The following is a 16,057-nucleotide window of genomic DNA, read 5'->3' as shown; positions in this document are numbered from 1 at the left end:
TTGACCTCTTGATGGGCGGCTTCGCCTCGGCGCTGACCCCGATCAACCTGCTCTTCGCCTTCGCCGGAGTCCTCCTGGGCACCGCTGTCGGCGTGCTGCCGGGCATCGGCCCGGCCATGGCCGTGGCCTTGCTGCTGCCACTGACCTTCGGCATGGAAACCTCCAGTGCGCTGATCATGTTCGCGGGCATCTACTACGGCGGGATGTACGGCGGGTCAACCACCTCGATCCTGCTCAATACCCCCGGCGAATCCGCGACAGTCATCACCGCCATCGAAGGCCACAAGATGGCCAAGGCGGGCCGGGCCGCGCAAGCGTTGGCCACCGCGGCCATCGGATCCTTCGTTGCCGGCACCATCGGCACCGCGCTGCTGGTGACCGTTGCCCCGATCGTCGTGAAGTTCGCCGTGAGCCTGGGCGCACCGAGCTACTTCGCAATCATGGTCCTCGCTTTGGTCACCGTGACCGCCGTGCTGGGTTCTTCCAAGATCCGCGGTTTCGCCGCCCTGGGCCTGGGCCTGGCCATCGGCCTGGTCGGCATGGACCCGGTCTCCGGGCAGAGCCGCCTGACCTTCGGCTTCGCGCCACTGGTCGACGGCATGGACATCGTGGTGGTCGCCGTGGCGATCTTCGCCATTGGCGAGGCGCTGTGGATTGCCGCGCACCTGCGCACCAGCCCTGCACGCACCATTCCGGTGGGTGCCCCGTGGATGGGCAAGGAAGACTGGAAGCGTTCGTGGAAGCCCTGGCTTCGCGGCACCGCCTACGGGTTCCCCTTCGGCGCGCTGCCTGCCGGCGGTGCCGAAGTTCCGACCTTCCTCTCCTATGTCACCGAGAAGAAGCTCTCCAAGCATCCGGAGGAGTTCGGCCACGGCGCCATCGAGGGCGTTGCCGGCCCGGAAGCTGCCAACAACGCCTCGGCCGCTGGCACGCTGACTCCAATGCTTGCCCTGGGCCTGCCCACCAATGCCACCGCTGCGGTGATGCTGGCGTTCTTGACCATGAAGGGCATCCAGCCCGGTCCGCTGCTCTTCGAGAATGAGCCCGACTTGGTGTGGGCGCTGATTGCCAGCTTGTTCATCGGCAACACGCTGCTGCTGCTGATCAACCTGCCTTTGGCACCGCTATGGGCTAAGTTGCTGAAGATCCCGCGCCCCTACCTGTATGCGGGCATCTTGTTCTTCGCTACGCTCGGTGCCTTCTCGGTGAACATGCAGGTCGCCGACCTCTGGCTGCTGCTGATCATCGGCTTGCTGGGCTTCGCCTTGCGCCGCTTCGGCCTCCCGGTGCTTCCGCTGATTCTGGGTGTCATCATCGGCCCCATGGCCGAGGAACAGCTGCGCAAGACCTTCCAGCTCAGTGCCGGCGAGGTCTCGGGGCTGTGGAGCGAGCCGCTGGCCGTGGGCATCTACGTGCTCATCGCCTTCCTGCTCCTGCTGCCGGTGCTGATCTCCATCATCCGGCGCAAGCGCGGAACCGGGTCGGACGTTGCAGAAGCCCTGCTGGGCGAAAACGCAGCTGGCGGCGACCAGACCGAGCTGGCAGAGCCTGCCCACCGCAATGAGCACAGCCACGGTGCTGGAAGGAATGAATCATGACAATCGTAGTGGGGTACATCCCCTCTCCTGAAGGCGAAGCCGCCCTGGAACGGGCAATTATCGAGGCTAGGCGCAACGAGGCGCGATTGATCGTGGTGAACTCCTCCAAAGGCGACCAGCTGGTAGACGACAGGCTCATTGATGCGAAGCAGTATCACGAACTGGAAGCCCGGCTTGCTGAGGCAGGCATCGATTTCTGGATTGAACGCCATTCCCAGGGAGCCGATGCGGCAGACCAGATCCTGCACATCGCCGAGGCGCAACGTGCCGAGCTGATCGTGATCGGTCTGCGCAAGCGCACGGCCATGGGCAAGTTCCTCATGGGGAGCAACGCGCAACGGATCCTGCTCCAAGCCTCCTGCCCGGTGCTCTCGCTGAAGGCATCCAGCGACTGGTAATCCTGCCAGTCCTTCGCGCGAAACGACCGATGGCCCGCACCAGTGGTGCGGGCCATCGGCCTCTAACCCTACTTCTGGTAGGGGTTGGCTGGCGGAGTGTTGTTGCCGCCATTGGCAGTTGGATCCTGCGGCTGCTGCGGAGCCGGGGGATTTCCCGGGTGCGGGCGGTAGCCGCCGTCTGCCGGCGGGATGCCGCCGGCCAGGCGAACCAGTTCAGTGGTGTTCTCCGCGGTGCGGATCTGCGCCAGCAAGGATTCGAGGCTTGCACGGACCAGAACCAGGTAGACCAGGGACACCAATGGACCGACGATCAAGAGCATCAGGAAGCCGAGCATTGCATCAGCCATGAACCCGGTAATCACCAGTCCGAGGTAGCCGATAGCCAACAGGACCATGATCAAGATGTAGACGATCTTGATGATCGATGGCGTGATGAACTGCCTGAAATCCAAGTCGAAGAGGGACTTCACCGTATTTCCTGCTTTCTTTAGAGAAATCGTGCTGTCACGCCCACGCTATCGAATTTCTCAGGAATCGCACAGTAGCTGGAGCGGAATATCATCATTTGTTGCAAAAAATTTCGCCAACAATTCCCGAACAGTCACTGCAGCTATTCCCCCAAGCTACGCCAGGGCCTAGACTGGTGGAATGCCAAGCCCACTGAAGCCGACCGTCATCCCTGCCCGATTGCAAGCCGGAGACGCCGTCAGGGTCATCGCACCCTCGTGTTCCCGCACCTTCGTGATGGAATTCGACAATACGCAGTGGGTCAATGAACGCTTCGATGCCATGGGGCTCAAGCTGGAATTCGGCGAGCACGTGGATGAGAATGACGATTTCGACAGCTCGCCCATTCCATCGCGCGTGGCCGATCTGCACGCCGCGTTTGCTGATGCATCTGTCTCAGGGATCATCTCGGTCATTGGCGGCTTCAATTCCAACGAACTGCTCCCCTACCTCGACTGGGAGCTCATTGCCGCCAACCCCAAGGTCTTCTGCGGCTACTCGGATTTCACTGCGCTGGCCAACGCCGTGCACGCCAAGACCGGGTTAGTGACCTACATCGGCCCGCACTGGTCCAGCTTCGGCATGCGCGATCACTTCGAGCCGACCGGCCAGTGGTTCCGGGCCGCAACCCACGAGCATGCCTGGAGCATCGAGCACGCCACTGAATTCACCGACGACCTGTGGTTCATGGACCAGGACAATCGCAGCGTCAACGCAAGCAGCGGACCATGGATCCTGAACGAAGGCGCTGCCACGGGCATGGTGATCGGCGGGCACCTGGGCACGCTGAGGCTGCTGCAGGGAACCGAGTTCATGCCGTCCCTGGACGGGGCTGTGCTATTCGTCGAGGACGACGGCGCCGCGGACGTCCACGAATTCGCGCGCAGCCTTGCCTCGCTGCTGCAGATTCCTGGAGCCGAGAAAATCCGCGGCCTTGCCATCGGCCGATTCCAGCTCGAATCCAGCATTTCGCGTGACCTGCTGGAACAAATCGTTGCCAAGCATCCGTTGCTCTCCACTGTGCCGGTGGTCGCCAACCTCGACTTCGGGCATACCTCGCCGATGTTCACCATCCCCATCGGCGGCATCGCCCGGCTCGAAGCCCGAGGTCTGGTGCCCCGCATGGATTTTGCCCACGAGGCGCACCAGCTGGATTAGCAGGCATTCCCAGCCGCACGGGCGGAGCACCTGATGCTCCCGCGTGCTTCTAGTGCTGCAGCAGGTAGCGGGACAGCTCGGCCAGCCGCGGGTTGAGCTCTTCCTTCTTGTCCTCCCGGTGCAGCCGGTACTCCAGCAGCCGTTCGACCAGGTACCACTCTTCGACGCTGGGCAGCCACGATTCGCCGTTGACCGGGCGTTGCTGGTTCGGGTCCCAGTAGCCGAAAATTTCCAGGATCTCGGACCTGTCCAAGAAGAACTCTGGCTGCGCCGAGTAGCGTTGCATGCGATCCGGGATGTACCCACCGGCGCGGATGAACCACCCGGCGAACGTCGAGTCGCACTCGATGTTCCGGTCCCGAACATCATTGCCCTTGTACTGTGCCAGGCGCGAGGCCATGTGCTCCGCCATCGCCGTCGGATCATCCATGAGCTTGCGCCCACGCTGGGTGGTGGTGAGCACTCCCTTGGCCTTGCGCAGAAGCCCCATGCGCTGCGCAGCTTCGCGAATCCTGGCCACGGTCAGCATGTTGTTTTCGCGCTTGGAGGACCCGCTTTCGAAGTCGATGCCTTCCAGGTCTGAACGTTCCACGAGATCGCCGACAACTTTCGGCGGCATCCAGCCAGCCTTGGTGAGAATCAGCCCGTCGCTGCACAGCTCTGCGAGCACCGTGAAGGGCCGCACCAGCTGAATGAACCAGGACGGCGGCGGCCCGCCGGCCGGCTGCAAGCCCAGGCCGATTTGGGCGGCAGGTACGGACATGGCCAGGCGCAACTCCGGATCCATCGACTCGAACCAACGGCCCAGGCCATTGAAGCCGGCGCCCTGGGCGGCGAGCAGTTCCAAGCACCGACCGGCTACTTCGGCATCGAAGACTCCGGGATTGAACGGATTCCAGCGCCCACCGCGCCAGTGCATCCAGGCGATGATCTGCTCCGCTTCATCGTCCTCGAGGTCTTCCCAGCTGTCGGGCGCTGGATTGCCGTTGAAGATGCCCAGCTTCTCGTACCAGCCGTGGATTCCGCCGCTATCCTCCAGCGGGGCACGCAGCTCGCCGTCCACGACCCGGTAGGGCGGATCGCCAGCCGCATTGGCGTGCTGCGACACCACCGTGATCTTGTGCATCCAGCTGTCGCCGAAGTCGTATTCGAAGTAGAGTTCACCTTCCGCCGCCTTGAGCGCCTGGCCCAGGGTGGTGGTCTCCTGGGCTTCGCCCAGTCCGATCTCCAGCCGGCTCTGTTCCTCGTACCAGGTGATGGCCTCGTCGGTGCGCGATCGGAGATGCGGGTTGATGCTGTGGAAGGCCTGCAGGTGCGCGTGCTCCCAGCCCATCGCGCACTGCAGGGCCAGTCCCGCCTCGTCGAGCATGAGGCTGTCGTCCATGTCCATGGTGCGCCAGATCAACGGGTCGGACCCGACAAGTTCGATTCGCACGGTCAGCATTCGTTGCAGTGAAATCGCACCAGTCATGGTCTTGAGCGTATCTGCCCACTGCCCGAATCCAGAACGGCGAGCACGGAAGAAGACGCGGCAAGCATCCGCGAAAAGGTCGAGGGACCCGCCCGGACAAATCCCGGCGGGTCCCTCGACAGCAAAAGTGGGCGATCAGGCCTTGGCGATCGCTTCTTTCAGCGCGGACAGCAGCAACGCCACCGACCCCGGATTCGCGTTGGGGCCCATCATGCCGATGCGCCACACGGTGCTCGCGTACTTGCCCACGCCGCCGCCGATTTCAATATTGAAGCGGTCAAGCAGGTAGCCGCGGACCTTCGCAGAGTCAACGCCTTCAGGAACGTAGACGGTGGTCAGCTGCGGCAGGCGGAACCCCTCCTGGGCAAAGAGCTCCAAGCCCATTTCCTGCAAGCCAGCTTGCAGCAACCCGCCAGCTTCCTGGTGGCGAGCAGTCACTGCTTCCAGGCCCTCGGCCATGATCCGGTCGATGCCCGCCTCCAGCGAAGCAACCATCGCGACCGGCGCGGTGTGGTGGTAGGTGCGCTGCCCTCCGGTGGAACCGGTGGCGTAGCCTCCGAGCAAGCCCAGATCCAGGTACCAGGACTGCGGCTTCTGGACCCGGCGTTCGAAAGCACGGTCCGAAATCGTGAATGGCGCCAGGCCGGGAGCCACGCCGAGGCATTTCTGCGTGCCTGCATAGCCGACGTCGATGCCCCATTCATCTGCCAGCACTGGCATGCCGCCAATGGAAGTCACTGCATCGGTGATCAGCAGGGCGTCGCCCTTGATTGCTCCGAGCGCGGCAATATTGGAAACAACGCCGGTACTGGTTTCGGCATGCACGCCGGCAATGACGGTTGGGTTCGGGTGCGCTGCGGCAACGCGTTCGGCGTCGATTGGAGTTCCGTATTCATGCTCAACGCGGACCACTTCCGCGCCAACGCGCGAGGCAACTTCGCACATGCGCTCGCCGAACAGGCCGTTGATGGCGATCACCGCAACGTCGCCCGGATTGATGGTGTTCACGAACGCGGCTTCCATGCCGGCTGATCCCGTCGCGCTCAGCGGCAGGGTGCGGGAGTTCTTGGTTCCCCAGAGAGTGCGCAAGCCATCGGCAACGCGGTCCATGCGGGCGATGAACTCCGGATCCAAATGTCCCAGCAGCGGCAGGCCCAGTGCCGCTGTGGCTTCTGGGTACGGGTTGCAGGGACCTGGTCCGAACAGATGGCGCTGAAGAACAGTCTTGCTCATGACGACTCTCTTTCATCTCAATGGGATGTTCCAACTAGAGCCCAGCTTATCCCTCATTTCACGGCAAAACGAAACATATCTTCCGCATTGCAAAATTTTCGCAAGGGACTAGGCAGCCTCGGACTCGATGGCCGCAAGATACTCTGGCAGCTCTGCGACCGACTCGAGAATGGCGGCATGCGGGTGCCGCTCCAGGTCCTCGCGGCCCAGTTTGCCGGTAAGCACGCCGATCCCATTGACTCCCGCATGGTGGGCGGCCAGCAAATCATTGGCGGTATCCCCGGCGGCAACGACCGTGGCTACATCCCGGACTCCGGTCAGTTCCATGGCGCGATGGATCATGTACGGAGCGGGGCGCCCGGCGGCGGTTTCATCCCCGGCAACCACAGCATCCAGAAGCTCGCCAGGACCCACCTTCCAGCCCAGGCCGTCAAGGATGATATCGGCGACATCGCGTGAGAAACCCGTGGTCAATGCGATCTTCGTGCCACTGGCAGCCAAGTGCTGCAGCGCTTCGACGACTCCTGGCAGGGCAACGGGCGGGTTCTCCTGGTAATAACCGAGCAGCAGCTCGCGGAAACGGTCGAATTGCGCTTGAACCTGCTCATCGCTCGCGCTGCCGCCACCGAGTTCAATCAGCGCCTTGATCGCTTCCTTCTTTTCGGCGCCCATCCAATGCTGCAGGTCTTCTTCCCTGACCTCGACGCCGAATTCGCGCACAGCATTCTCCAATGCCCGGTAGACGTCGGCATGCTCGTCAATGGTCGTTCCAGCCATATCGCAGGCGATGAGTTCAAACATTTCTTCTCTTTTCGTCGTGTTTTCTGTTTCAGCCAGCAATGCTTCGCACACGGCTTAATGAGGCACGCTGCTCGCTGGTGTTTTCAATGGTGAAGTTGGCAAGGTGGGGCAGATACCGGTCATCGGAGAACTCGAGTTTCTGCCCCGATTTGGAAGACGTCACGCGCTGCTCGCGCAGCAGAGGGGCGCCGACGGGCACGCCGAGCAGCTGCGCGTCCACTTCATCGGCCGCCACCGCATCAATGGTGTGTTTTCCGCGGTAAAGGTCAACCCCTTGTTCGCGCAGGTACTCGAAAATCGACCCGCTGTCCGTATCGAAGTCGAAGAGCAACCGGCCAACTTCTTGCGGAAAGCTGGTCCGCTCCAGCATCGCCGGGCTCCCGTCGAGCAAACGCAGGCGCAGGAGCTGCACCACCTTGGCGTCTTCGTCGAGTTCAAGCTGCTCGGATACGAAGGCTTCGGGCCGGCGCTGCGCCAGTTCCCTGGTGTCTTGCCCAGCTTCCAAGCCGATGGAACGCGCCCAGTCAGTGAAGGACATGAACGTGGTGAACGATTGGGATTGAACCTGCTGCGCCACGATAGGCGGCTTGCCTTGCCCGCCGGCGATGAGTCCCTCCGATCGCAACTGGGCGAGTGCATGCCGAACCGTGCCGCGCGAGGCATTAGCCCGTGCGCAGAGCTCGGACTCGCTGGGCAGGACGTCTCCTTCATGCCAGGTGCCGGCCGCGATTTCCTGCCGCAACCAGGTGGTGAGAGCTTGGTACTTGGGTTGCTTCTTGTTCTCCATCACCACTTGATCATACAAGCCGTTTCACCGATAAATCAGCGATTCATGTGACATTTTGGTGAACTGAATATGAACGAATAGGCCTCATTCTGAACACTTGGAAAACTTGTACAGACAAGTGCAGATCTGGCTTGATTCCCTGTCTTTCGAGCATGGATGATCACTGTCGTGAGCAACGAAAAAACTTCCCCGCAAACCCAACCAGGCACTAACCAGGCAGACGTGCTGGTTATCGGCGCAGGCATTGTCGGCATGGCCCATGCCGCCCGTTCCCTGGACGCAGGCCTGTCCGTCATCGTCGTCGACCGCGACCATGAGGCCGTCGGTGCATCGGTCCGCAACTTCGGCCACTGCTGCATCACCGCACAGTCCGGAGAACTCTACGACCTCGCGCAGTCGGGCCGCCCACTATGGCTCGACTACGCTGAACGGGCCAGTTTCTGGGCCGTTGAATCGGGTGCCGTTGTGGTCGCCACGACGGAAACAGAATTGCAGGTGCTGCGCGAGCTGTCCGCGCGCCGCGACACCGGCCAGGTCGAAATGCTCAACGCGCAGGACGTCGCCGAACAGCTCGGACGCGAAGGCGCAGAAGGCATCCTCGGCGGAGCGTTCCTGCGTGATGATCTCCGGGTCGATCCGCGCACCACGGTAGCCAAGCTGGCCCAGTGGGTTGATGCCCACGTTGCTGGCAGCGTCCAGTTCAACACCAGCGCCTTGGGGTTCGGTGCCGGCAAGCAACGCCGGGCCAGCGTGCAAACCAATCGCGGCAGCTTCGAGGCCGACCAGGTCTTCATCTGCGTCGGGCACGACGTGGACTACCTCTTCCCGCAGGTCGCGCAAGAGCACCAGATCACCCGCTGTGCACTGCAGATGCTCCGCGCAGAAGCATCCGAGGACCTGGAGCTGAAGCCTGCAGTGCTTACTGCCACCTCCATGCTGCGCTACGAAGCCTTCACCGAGGTGCCGGCGGCCAAGGCCCTTCAGGCTGAAGTCCTCGCCGAACACCCCGAGCTGCTGGACATCCAGGCGAACGTCATGTTCACCCAACGGCCCGACGGCACCCTGCTCCTGGGAGATTCCCACAGCTACGCCGCAACCCAAACTCCCTTCCTCAAGGAATCCACCTCGCAGACCCTGCACTCGGCTATCGGCGGCTACCTGCGTGGCACCGAGCTGAAAGTGCTTGAACGCTGGCAAGGAATCTACGCGTCCAGCGCTATCGGCCCCTTGCTGGTCCGCAATGTTGCCGACGCCATCACCATCGTCTCCGTCACCGCCGGTGTCGGCATGACCCTGTCCTTCGGCCTGGCCGATAAGAACGTCAACGAAATCGCCCTCCCGGCGACTGCTTCCCCAATCACCGCCTAACGCAGCAACAGAACACTTGGAGCAAACCATGAAGATCTCCCCGATGATCAAATTCTCTGCCGTCTCGCTGGGCCTGCTGGCCCTCACCGCCTGCGGGTCCGCCCAGGCAGATGGGCAGGCCAATTCCGAGACCCCGGCGTTCTGCGCCGACGGCCCGATCAATTTCGGCATCGAGCCTTATGAGGCCCCTGCCAAGCTGGAACCTGCCTACGGCGTGCTCGCCGACGCATTGGAACGCGAGCTCGGCTGCGAAGTCGAGGTGCAAGTTGTCGAGGACTACGCCGCAGAAGTACTGGCAATGCGCAATGGAAAACTGGACCTGGGCCAATTCGGCCCCGTGGGATACGTGTTCGCCAGCCAGCAGGCTGGAGCTGAACCGCTTGTATCCTTCGGCACCTCCGAAGGCGAACTGAGCACCTACACCGGCGGCATCTGGGTGGCCAAGGATTCAGAGATCAAGACCCTCGAGGATCTGCGCGGAAAGGACTTCGCGTTGGGCGGCGTCGGCTCGACATCCGGAGATGTCCTGCCGCGCTACGCGCTGAAGACTGCTGGCATTCCCGAGTCGGAGGTCAACTTGAACTATGCAGGTGGCCATCCCGAAGCACTGCTCGCCCTGACCAACGGAACCGTCGACGCAGCCCAGCTCAACTCGCAGACCCAGGCAGTCGCCGAAGAAGAAGGCACCTTCAACCCGGAGGACTACCGCCAGATCTGGACGTCGGACCCCATCCCAAATGACCCGATCACCATCAGCGCAGATGCCGACCCTGAATTGAAGAAGGCCGTCAAGGACGCGCTGCTGAACCTGCCCAAGGAAGACATCGCACAGGTCGGTGCCTTCCTGGATGTCTCCCCTCCAGGCCCGCTGTTGGAAGTCACCAAGGAGACCTACGCACCACTGTTCGACCTGGCATCCAAAATGGGTCTCACCGAGGATGACATCTAGCGATGAACACTACGCTGAATACCGGCCCAGCCCTCTCGGTGAAGTCCCTGGCCAAGACCTTCAACCAGCGCCGCGTGCTTGATGACGTCGATTTCTCCGTCAACCGCGGCGAGCTCGTGGCGTTCCTGGGTGCCAATGGCTCCGGAAAATCCACCACCCTCAAGTGCGTCGCCGGTTTGACCAATCCGGACACTGGAAGCATCGAATTGGATGGCGTCCACCTCGCTGATCTGCATGGCCGCGACCTGGCCCGTGCGCGATCCCGGGCAGCCATGGTGTTCCAGAAGATCCACCTGGTGCCCCGCCGCACGGCATTGGACAACGTCTGCGCCGGTGCCCTGTCCCGCGTCTCCGGCCTGGGATCGCTCTCCCCCGCGTTCTTTTCGCGAGAACTGCGCCAAGAAGCGATGGCCTGCCTGGACCGGGTTGGCATGGCTGACCGGGCACTGGACAAGGTCGGACGCCTATCTGGCGGACAGCAGCAGCGTGTAGCCGTCGCCCGGGCACTGTGCCAGCGTGCCTCGGTGCTGCTTGCCGATGAGCCGGTTTCCGCCCTGGACCCGCATGCGGCCGAGAACATCATGGAATTGCTCGCTACCCTGGCGCACGAAGAAAACCTCGCTGTGGCAGCGGTATTGCACCAGCCAGTGCTTGCCCAGAGGTACGCAGACCGCGCCATCGGGCTGCTGCACGGGCGCATCGCCTTCGACGGCCCCGTACAGAACCTCAGCACAGACTTCCTGGATGTTCTCTACTCCCCCGAAAGGATTGCAGCATGAGCCTCCATACCCCAAGCCGCGTCAAGGAGCAGGCAGTGGAACGAACTTCGCACAAGGCCGCGGCAAAGACGGCACCGGCACTGCCCAAGGATCCGCACAAGACGACCCGCCGCACCCTCTGGGCAACCGGAATTGCCGTGATTGCCGTCCTTCACTACTTGGCCATCACCGGAACTGACTTCGATCCGGCGCTGCTCGTGGAAGGCTGGCGCGGTATGGCACGCTTCATCAGCGATGCATTCCCGCCGGATCTGAGCTGGGACAAAGTCATCCGACCTGGCTTGGAGGCAACGCTGGTCACCTTGTGGATCGGCCTGCTGGGCACCACCCTCTCCATTCCCACGGCCCTGGTGCTCGCCGTGCTGGCCTGCCGGACAACGACGCCGCATCCGCTGGCCTACCAAACCGCACGCAGCATCCTGTCGTTCTTCCGTGCAGTACCCGATATCGTCTTCGCACTGATCTTCGTCACCGCGGTGGGCCTGGGTCCGTTCGCCGGTGTGCTGGCGTTGATCTGCCACAACACCGGCGTGATGGGAAAGCTCTGGGCCGAATCCCTGGAAGAAACCGATCAGGGTCCGCAAGAGGCACTGTCCACCACCGGCGCATCACGACTGCAGCAGCTGGCTCATGGATCATTGCCACTGGTCATCCCGCAGTTCGTTGGCCTGCTGCTGTACCGCTTCGATGTGAATGTCCGTTCCTCGCTGGTTCTGGGCCTGGTCGGCGCCGGCGGCATCGGCCTGCTCATCAACCAGGCGATCAAGTCCTTCCAGTTCGATACGATGCTCACGCATATCATCATCGTCCTGCTCTTGATCATCGTGGTTGACCAGGCATCGGGCTTCATCCGCCGGAAGCTGGCTGTCTAGCCTCCACAACAAGCGGCAAAACTCGCTCGACCCCAGCAGGTGTCCATGATCCGGAAAGGATCACGGACACCAGCTGGGGCTCTTGGCGTCTGGGCGGCTTTCAGCTTACCGGGCCTGCGTCTAGCTCACCGGCACGCTCAAGGATTCAAGACGGTCATAGACTTTCTGCCCGCTGAACCAGGTTTGCTGCGCAGTGATCAGCGGCAACTGGTCGAGGGCCACTTCGAACGGGTCCGCCGAGAGCATGATGAAGTCGGCGGATTTGCCTACTTCCAGCGATCCGGTCAGTTCCTCCAGCCCCATGGCCTTGGCGCAATTGATCGTGTAGATGCGCAAGGCATCAGCCAAGGTCACCGCTTCCTCTTCCCAGAGGGTTCCGGGGAACGCCCCGGTAGGATCCTTGCGGGTGATCAACCCGTAGATTCCCTCCCAGGCATTCGGAGAGACGCTCACCGGCCAGTCCGAGCCTCCGGCAACCAGCGCCCCGCTGGCCAGCAAGGTCTTGTTCGGGTGCATCCTGGATGCCCGTTCGGCGGGAAGGACCAGTTTCATCGCTTCGGCGATCACCCCCGGGAACCACAATGACGGCGAGATGTCCGCGGTGACTTCCAATTCTGCAAAGCGCGGCAGGTCGTCCGGGTGAATGAACTGGCCATGGGCGATATGGTACTTCGGCTCGCTTAAGCCAGCCTCGCGCACCTTCTGGATAGTGTCCAGGACCAGTCGCACCGAGGCATCGCCGGTGCAGTGGATCTTTGCTGAAATGCCCCGCACTGCTGTGCTCATCAGCCAGCCTTCGAGTTCTTCTGGCGGCATGGTCGTGCTGCCGCAATGGCATTCCGGGAAACCCACGCCCTCCAGATACGGTTCGATGAAGGCTCCGGTACCGGCCGGAGGGACGCCGTCGAGGAAGATCTTGATGAAATCCGGACGGTGGTGGGCGGACCTGGTTGGCTCACGCTGCGCAATGATCCCCTCGCCCAGCGGATGGGTTCCGAAAATGAAGTCGTTGGCCTGCATGCTGGTGACCACCCAGGCGTGCAGGTTCCCCGCATCGTCCAATTCTTTCAATGCCTGCATTAGCTGCAAGGAGGCGGCGGCATCCTGGAATCCGGTGATGCCGTAGGAATGCAGTATTTCCATGCCTCGTGCAGCGGCTTCGGCCACTTGCGAGGTCGGTGTCGGGCTCAAGCTCTCGCGTGCCTGCTCGACAATGACTCCGGCGGCTTCAAGCAGCACACCGGTGGCACGCCCTTCTGCATCCCGCATGATTTTCCCGCCGTCGGGGTCAACGGTCGCATCGGTGATGCCAGCAAATTCCATTGCGCGGCTGTTCGCCCACCGGTTGTGCTTTGCATCGTCCTTGAACAAGGCCGGCCGTCCACCGGTGGCCTCATCCAGCCGCTCCAGCGCCTGGGGTGTGTTGAGCTCGCTGAACAGGCTCGAGCCCCAGCTGCCGCCGATAACCCACTGGTCCGCGTCCAGCTTCTGCGACCATGCCGCTACGGCTTCCAGGAACTCATCGAGGGTGAGCGACGGCGCCACGTTGAGCTCGAACAGGTCCATCTGCCCGGCAAGCATGTGATGGTTGTGCACATCCATCAGCCCGGGCATGATCGCGGCCCCGCCCAGATCGATCATCTCCGTTTCTTCCCCGCGCAGGTCCAGGGCATCATCGCCAAGCGCGACGATTTTTCCTTCACTGACCGCCATCGCTGTGGCGATGCTGTCTCGCGGATCCAGCGTATGAATGGTGCCGTTGAAAATAATCAGGTCAGGGACTGTGTTCACGAATGCATTCCTTTCGACAGGGACCCGTGGCGGATGGCCTGTGCAACCTTCTGGAAGCAAGGCGGGCGGCCGCCCGGCGGGTGCATTCATTCTGGCAAAGTCCGCACCTGGGATGTTGGCTTTGCGCGCAGGATTCGTTGTCATTGCACGCCAACGTCACATGGAATTGCAGGCCAGGGAAGGTTCCGTTAGCTCACATCTTGGTGCATGGTTCCGCACAACATGCTGGCAACTTGTGCGTCCCCCTTGCGACAGCCTGCAGGTTGTACAAGGGTGGAAGGACGAATGCGAAAGGAGCACACCTTGAAGAAAATCCTCATGGTCCTGACCAGCGTTTCCGAAATCGGCGAGGACAAGGAGCCTACCGGTTACAACGTCGCCGAGGCCGCGCACCCATGGAAGGTGTTCCGGGATTCCGGGCACTTCGTCGACTTTGCGTCCATCAAGGGCGGACAGCCCCCGCGCGACACGGTGGACCAGGATGACCCGATCCAGGTGCAGTTCACCCAAGATGAAACGACCCGTGCCGGCTTGTACAACACGGCACGTGTCGAGGTGGTGGATCCTGCGCAGTACGACGCGGTGTATCTCGTGGGTGGCCACGGCACCATGTGGGACTTCGCAGGCAATGCTGGCCTGCAGAAGGTGGTCAGCGACATCTACAACAAGGGTGGCGTCGTCGGCGCCGTCTGCCACGGACCAGCTGGACTACTGGATGTCGAGTTGCATCATGGCCTGAAGCTCCTGAGCGGCAAGACCGTTGCAGCGTTCACCAACGACGAAGAGGTGGCCGTCGGCAAGGACAAGATCATTCCATTCTTCCTCGCAGACAAGCTCACCGAGCAAGGCGCTACGCATATCGCCGCCGATAACTTCGAAGAGAATGTTCAAGTCTCCGAACGACTGGTGACCGGGCAGAACCCGGCGTCCGCAGCCGGGGTCGCGAAGGAGATGGAAAAGCTCTTGGCCGAGGTGATCCATCAGGAAAAGGCCGAAGAGGCCGCGGCAGCCGAAGCAGAAACTGAGGCCAAGGCAGAGTAAGCGGTGACGCGACGCCGCTTGGAGCAGCGCGGACAGCGCTCGCGCCCAACCGCGGCTAAGCGGATCTTCCCCTGCCGGACAAGAAAAATCCCCGCCTCCTGAGACGGAGGCGGGGATTTTCTTGCTCTGAAGCCAAGGACTACTTGCGCAGGCCCAAACGCTCGATCAGCGAACGGTAACGCTCGATGTCGGTGTTCTTCAGGTAGCCGAGCATACGACGACGGCGACCAACCAGAGCCATCAGGCCACGGCGGGTGTGGTGGTCATGCTTGTGCATCTTCAGGTGCTCGGTCAGGTCCGAAATACGGCGGGACATGACGGCAATCTGAACCTCAGGCGAACCGGTGTCACCCTCGTGGGTAGCGTAAGCCTTGATGATTTCGTTCTTGATAGTGGCATCCAATGCCATAACAAACTCCTAGAGTTGGACCGCGTTCATAAGTCAGTGCGAACGCCGAGGCATTCACAGGGGAAACTCGCAACCGCGGACTGCAGCGAGAACCATCGTCAATCATATCACCGACGGGGACGCCGGCGGGACCTCCAAGCATGGGTGAGATACGGCACCTGCACCTTCTTATCTGGCTCATGCCCCAAATGCTCATGCCAGTACCATGCCAGGTTCGCTTCGACCTTGGCCCGCGTGGTGTCCAAGGACTTGCGGTAGTAGCTGCGTGATTTGGTCAGCTCGATAATCTCGTGGAAGTCCAGCTCCATGGACCAATGCCAGATGCCATGCTCCGGCTTCTGGAACTGCGGTCCCAGCGGCGGCTCCAGCTCGGGCCGGTGCACGTCGCCTGCATGCATGATCCGTGCCAAGCGGTGCACCCAGGGAACGGTGACATCCAGCTGGTTCCACAGCAACGTCAGCCAACCGCCGTCATGGAGCAAGCGCGCCGCTTCGGCACTGGCTTGCGGGTGGTCAACCCAATGCCATGCCTGCGCATAGGTCACCAGATCAAAACTGTCAGCGGCCAAACCGGTAGCTTCACCAGCAGCGCAGGCCACCTCGATGTGCGGCAGGCGCTTGGACAGGACCGAGAGCATGTCCGCGGACGGATCTACGGCGGTGACTTCCAAGCCTGCAGAAACCAGTTGCTCGGTGAAGATCCCCGAACCGCAACCGATATCCACCGCAGTTGCCGGTCGGTGCTGCAACGTGAAATCCAGCGCTTCCTGGGGATAGGAAGGACGGATCTTGTCATAGCTTTCGGCATCCGACTGGAACGCCGATGCCAATTCTTCGCGGCGCTGTGCTCCCACAACGAAGGCGCGTTGCGGCAACGAAGGTATTTCAGCCATGA

16 protein-coding genes are annotated in these 16,057 nt (G+C 62.0%); 8 read left to right on the top strand and 8 right to left on the bottom strand.

The window, feature by feature from the left end; genetic code table 11:
* The first annotated feature begins 11 nt into the window (after nt 1-11).
* Nucleotides 12-1,598 carry a tripartite tricarboxylate transporter permease gene (locus BKX98_RS07835; RefSeq protein ID WP_038989644.1) on the top strand — a complete coding sequence of 529 codons (1,587 nt, stop codon included), beginning with the start codon at nt 12-14 and terminating at the stop codon, nt 1,596-1,598.
* On the top strand, nt 1,595-1,996 hold the full coding sequence (locus tag BKX98_RS07830; protein ID WP_073706764.1) for a universal stress protein: 402 nt from the start codon (nt 1,595-1,597) through the stop codon (nt 1,994-1,996). The genes BKX98_RS07835 and BKX98_RS07830 overlap by 4 nt, the downstream gene beginning before the upstream one ends.
* A gap of 68 nt (nt 1,997-2,064) precedes the next feature.
* Here the strand turns inward: BKX98_RS07830 and BKX98_RS07825 are convergent, their stop codons facing one another.
* Nucleotides 2,065-2,466: a DUF4282 domain-containing protein gene (locus BKX98_RS07825; protein WP_038989647.1), complete on the bottom strand. Its 402-nt coding sequence runs from the start codon at nt 2,464-2,466 to the stop codon at nt 2,065-2,067.
* A gap of 178 nt (nt 2,467-2,644) precedes the next feature.
* Here BKX98_RS07825 and BKX98_RS07820 point away from each other — a divergent pair, with 178 nt between their 5' ends.
* The gene (locus BKX98_RS07820) at nt 2,645-3,661 is read left to right on the top strand and encodes a S66 peptidase family protein (RefSeq protein ID WP_073706763.1); all 1,017 of its coding nucleotides are present in this window, start codon (nt 2,645-2,647) and stop codon (nt 3,659-3,661) included.
* Between the two features lie 49 nt (nt 3,662-3,710).
* Here BKX98_RS07820 and BKX98_RS07815 read toward each other — a convergent pair whose 3' ends face one another.
* The 4 genes from BKX98_RS07815 to BKX98_RS07800 form a co-directional block, all read right to left on the bottom strand.
* Nucleotides 3,711-5,096 carry a plasmid pRiA4b ORF-3 family protein gene (locus BKX98_RS07815; RefSeq protein ID WP_158024674.1) on the bottom strand — a complete coding sequence of 462 codons (1,386 nt, stop codon included), beginning with the start codon at nt 5,094-5,096 and terminating at the stop codon, nt 3,711-3,713.
* 171 nt (nt 5,097-5,267) lie between these two features.
* Entirely contained in the window at nt 5,268-6,365 is a 1,098-nt protein-coding gene (locus BKX98_RS07810; protein WP_073706761.1) for an alanine--glyoxylate aminotransferase family protein, read from the bottom strand.
* Between the two features lie 108 nt (nt 6,366-6,473).
* Nucleotides 6,474-7,166 carry a phosphonatase-like hydrolase gene (locus tag BKX98_RS07805; protein ID WP_073706760.1) on the bottom strand — a complete coding sequence of 231 codons (693 nt, stop codon included), beginning with the start codon at nt 7,164-7,166 and terminating at the stop codon, nt 6,474-6,476.
* Nucleotides 7,167-7,194: 28 nt separating this feature from the next.
* Complete coding sequence (locus tag BKX98_RS07800; RefSeq protein ID WP_073706850.1) at nt 7,195-7,953, bottom strand: GntR family transcriptional regulator; 759 nt, start codon at nt 7,951-7,953, stop codon at nt 7,195-7,197.
* Nucleotides 7,954-8,121: 168 nt separating this feature from the next.
* On the opposite strand from BKX98_RS07800, the gene BKX98_RS07795 reads away from it, so the two are divergent.
* The 4 genes from BKX98_RS07795 to phnE are packed head-to-tail and all read left to right on the top strand — an operon-like array spanning nt 8,122 to nt 11,921.
* Complete coding sequence (locus tag BKX98_RS07795) at nt 8,122-9,321, top strand: TIGR03364 family FAD-dependent oxidoreductase (protein ID WP_233125307.1); 1,200 nt, start codon at nt 8,122-8,124, stop codon at nt 9,319-9,321.
* 28 nt (nt 9,322-9,349) lie between these two features.
* Nucleotides 9,350-10,270 (top strand): phosphate/phosphite/phosphonate ABC transporter substrate-binding protein, encoded by a 921-nt coding sequence (locus BKX98_RS07790; RefSeq protein ID WP_073706758.1) that lies wholly within the window; start codon nt 9,350-9,352, stop codon nt 10,268-10,270.
* 2 nt (nt 10,271-10,272) lie between these two features.
* Nucleotides 10,273-11,049, top strand: a complete 777-nt coding sequence (locus BKX98_RS07785) for a phosphonate ABC transporter ATP-binding protein (protein ID WP_073706757.1) — start codon at nt 10,273-10,275, stop codon at nt 11,047-11,049.
* Entirely contained in the window at nt 11,046-11,921 is an 876-nt protein-coding gene (phnE, locus tag BKX98_RS07780; protein WP_073706756.1) for a phosphonate ABC transporter, permease protein PhnE, read from the top strand. Before BKX98_RS07785 ends, phnE begins: the two co-directional genes overlap by 4 nt.
* A gap of 120 nt (nt 11,922-12,041) precedes the next feature.
* On the opposite strand, the gene BKX98_RS07775 is transcribed toward phnE, so the two are convergent.
* Nucleotides 12,042-13,712, bottom strand: a complete 1,671-nt coding sequence (locus tag BKX98_RS07775) for an amidohydrolase (RefSeq protein ID WP_073706755.1) — start codon at nt 13,710-13,712, stop codon at nt 12,042-12,044.
* 303 nt (nt 13,713-14,015) lie between these two features.
* On the opposite strand from BKX98_RS07775, the gene BKX98_RS07770 reads away from it, so the two are divergent.
* The gene (locus tag BKX98_RS07770) at nt 14,016-14,753 is read left to right on the top strand and encodes a type 1 glutamine amidotransferase domain-containing protein (protein ID WP_073706849.1); all 738 of its coding nucleotides are present in this window, start codon (nt 14,016-14,018) and stop codon (nt 14,751-14,753) included.
* Nucleotides 14,754-14,892: 139 nt separating this feature from the next.
* On the opposite strand, the gene rpsO is transcribed toward BKX98_RS07770, so the two are convergent.
* Nucleotides 14,893-15,162, bottom strand: coding sequence for a 30S ribosomal protein S15 (gene rpsO / locus BKX98_RS07765; RefSeq protein ID WP_013348393.1), 270 nt, complete (start codon nt 15,160-15,162; stop codon nt 14,893-14,895).
* 107 nt (nt 15,163-15,269) lie between these two features.
* Entirely contained in the window at nt 15,270-16,055 is a 786-nt protein-coding gene (locus BKX98_RS07760; RefSeq protein WP_073706754.1) for a class I SAM-dependent methyltransferase, read from the bottom strand.
* Nucleotides 16,056-16,057: the final 2 nt, after the last annotated feature.

Origin of the sequence: Glutamicibacter sp. 0426, assembly GCF_001906485.1 — a bacterium.
Taxonomy (GTDB): domain Bacteria; phylum Actinomycetota; class Actinomycetes; order Actinomycetales; family Micrococcaceae; genus Glutamicibacter; species Glutamicibacter nicotianae.
The sequence above is the reverse complement of the archived record's forward strand: the minus strand, read 5'-3'. Positions and strand labels throughout refer to the sequence as shown.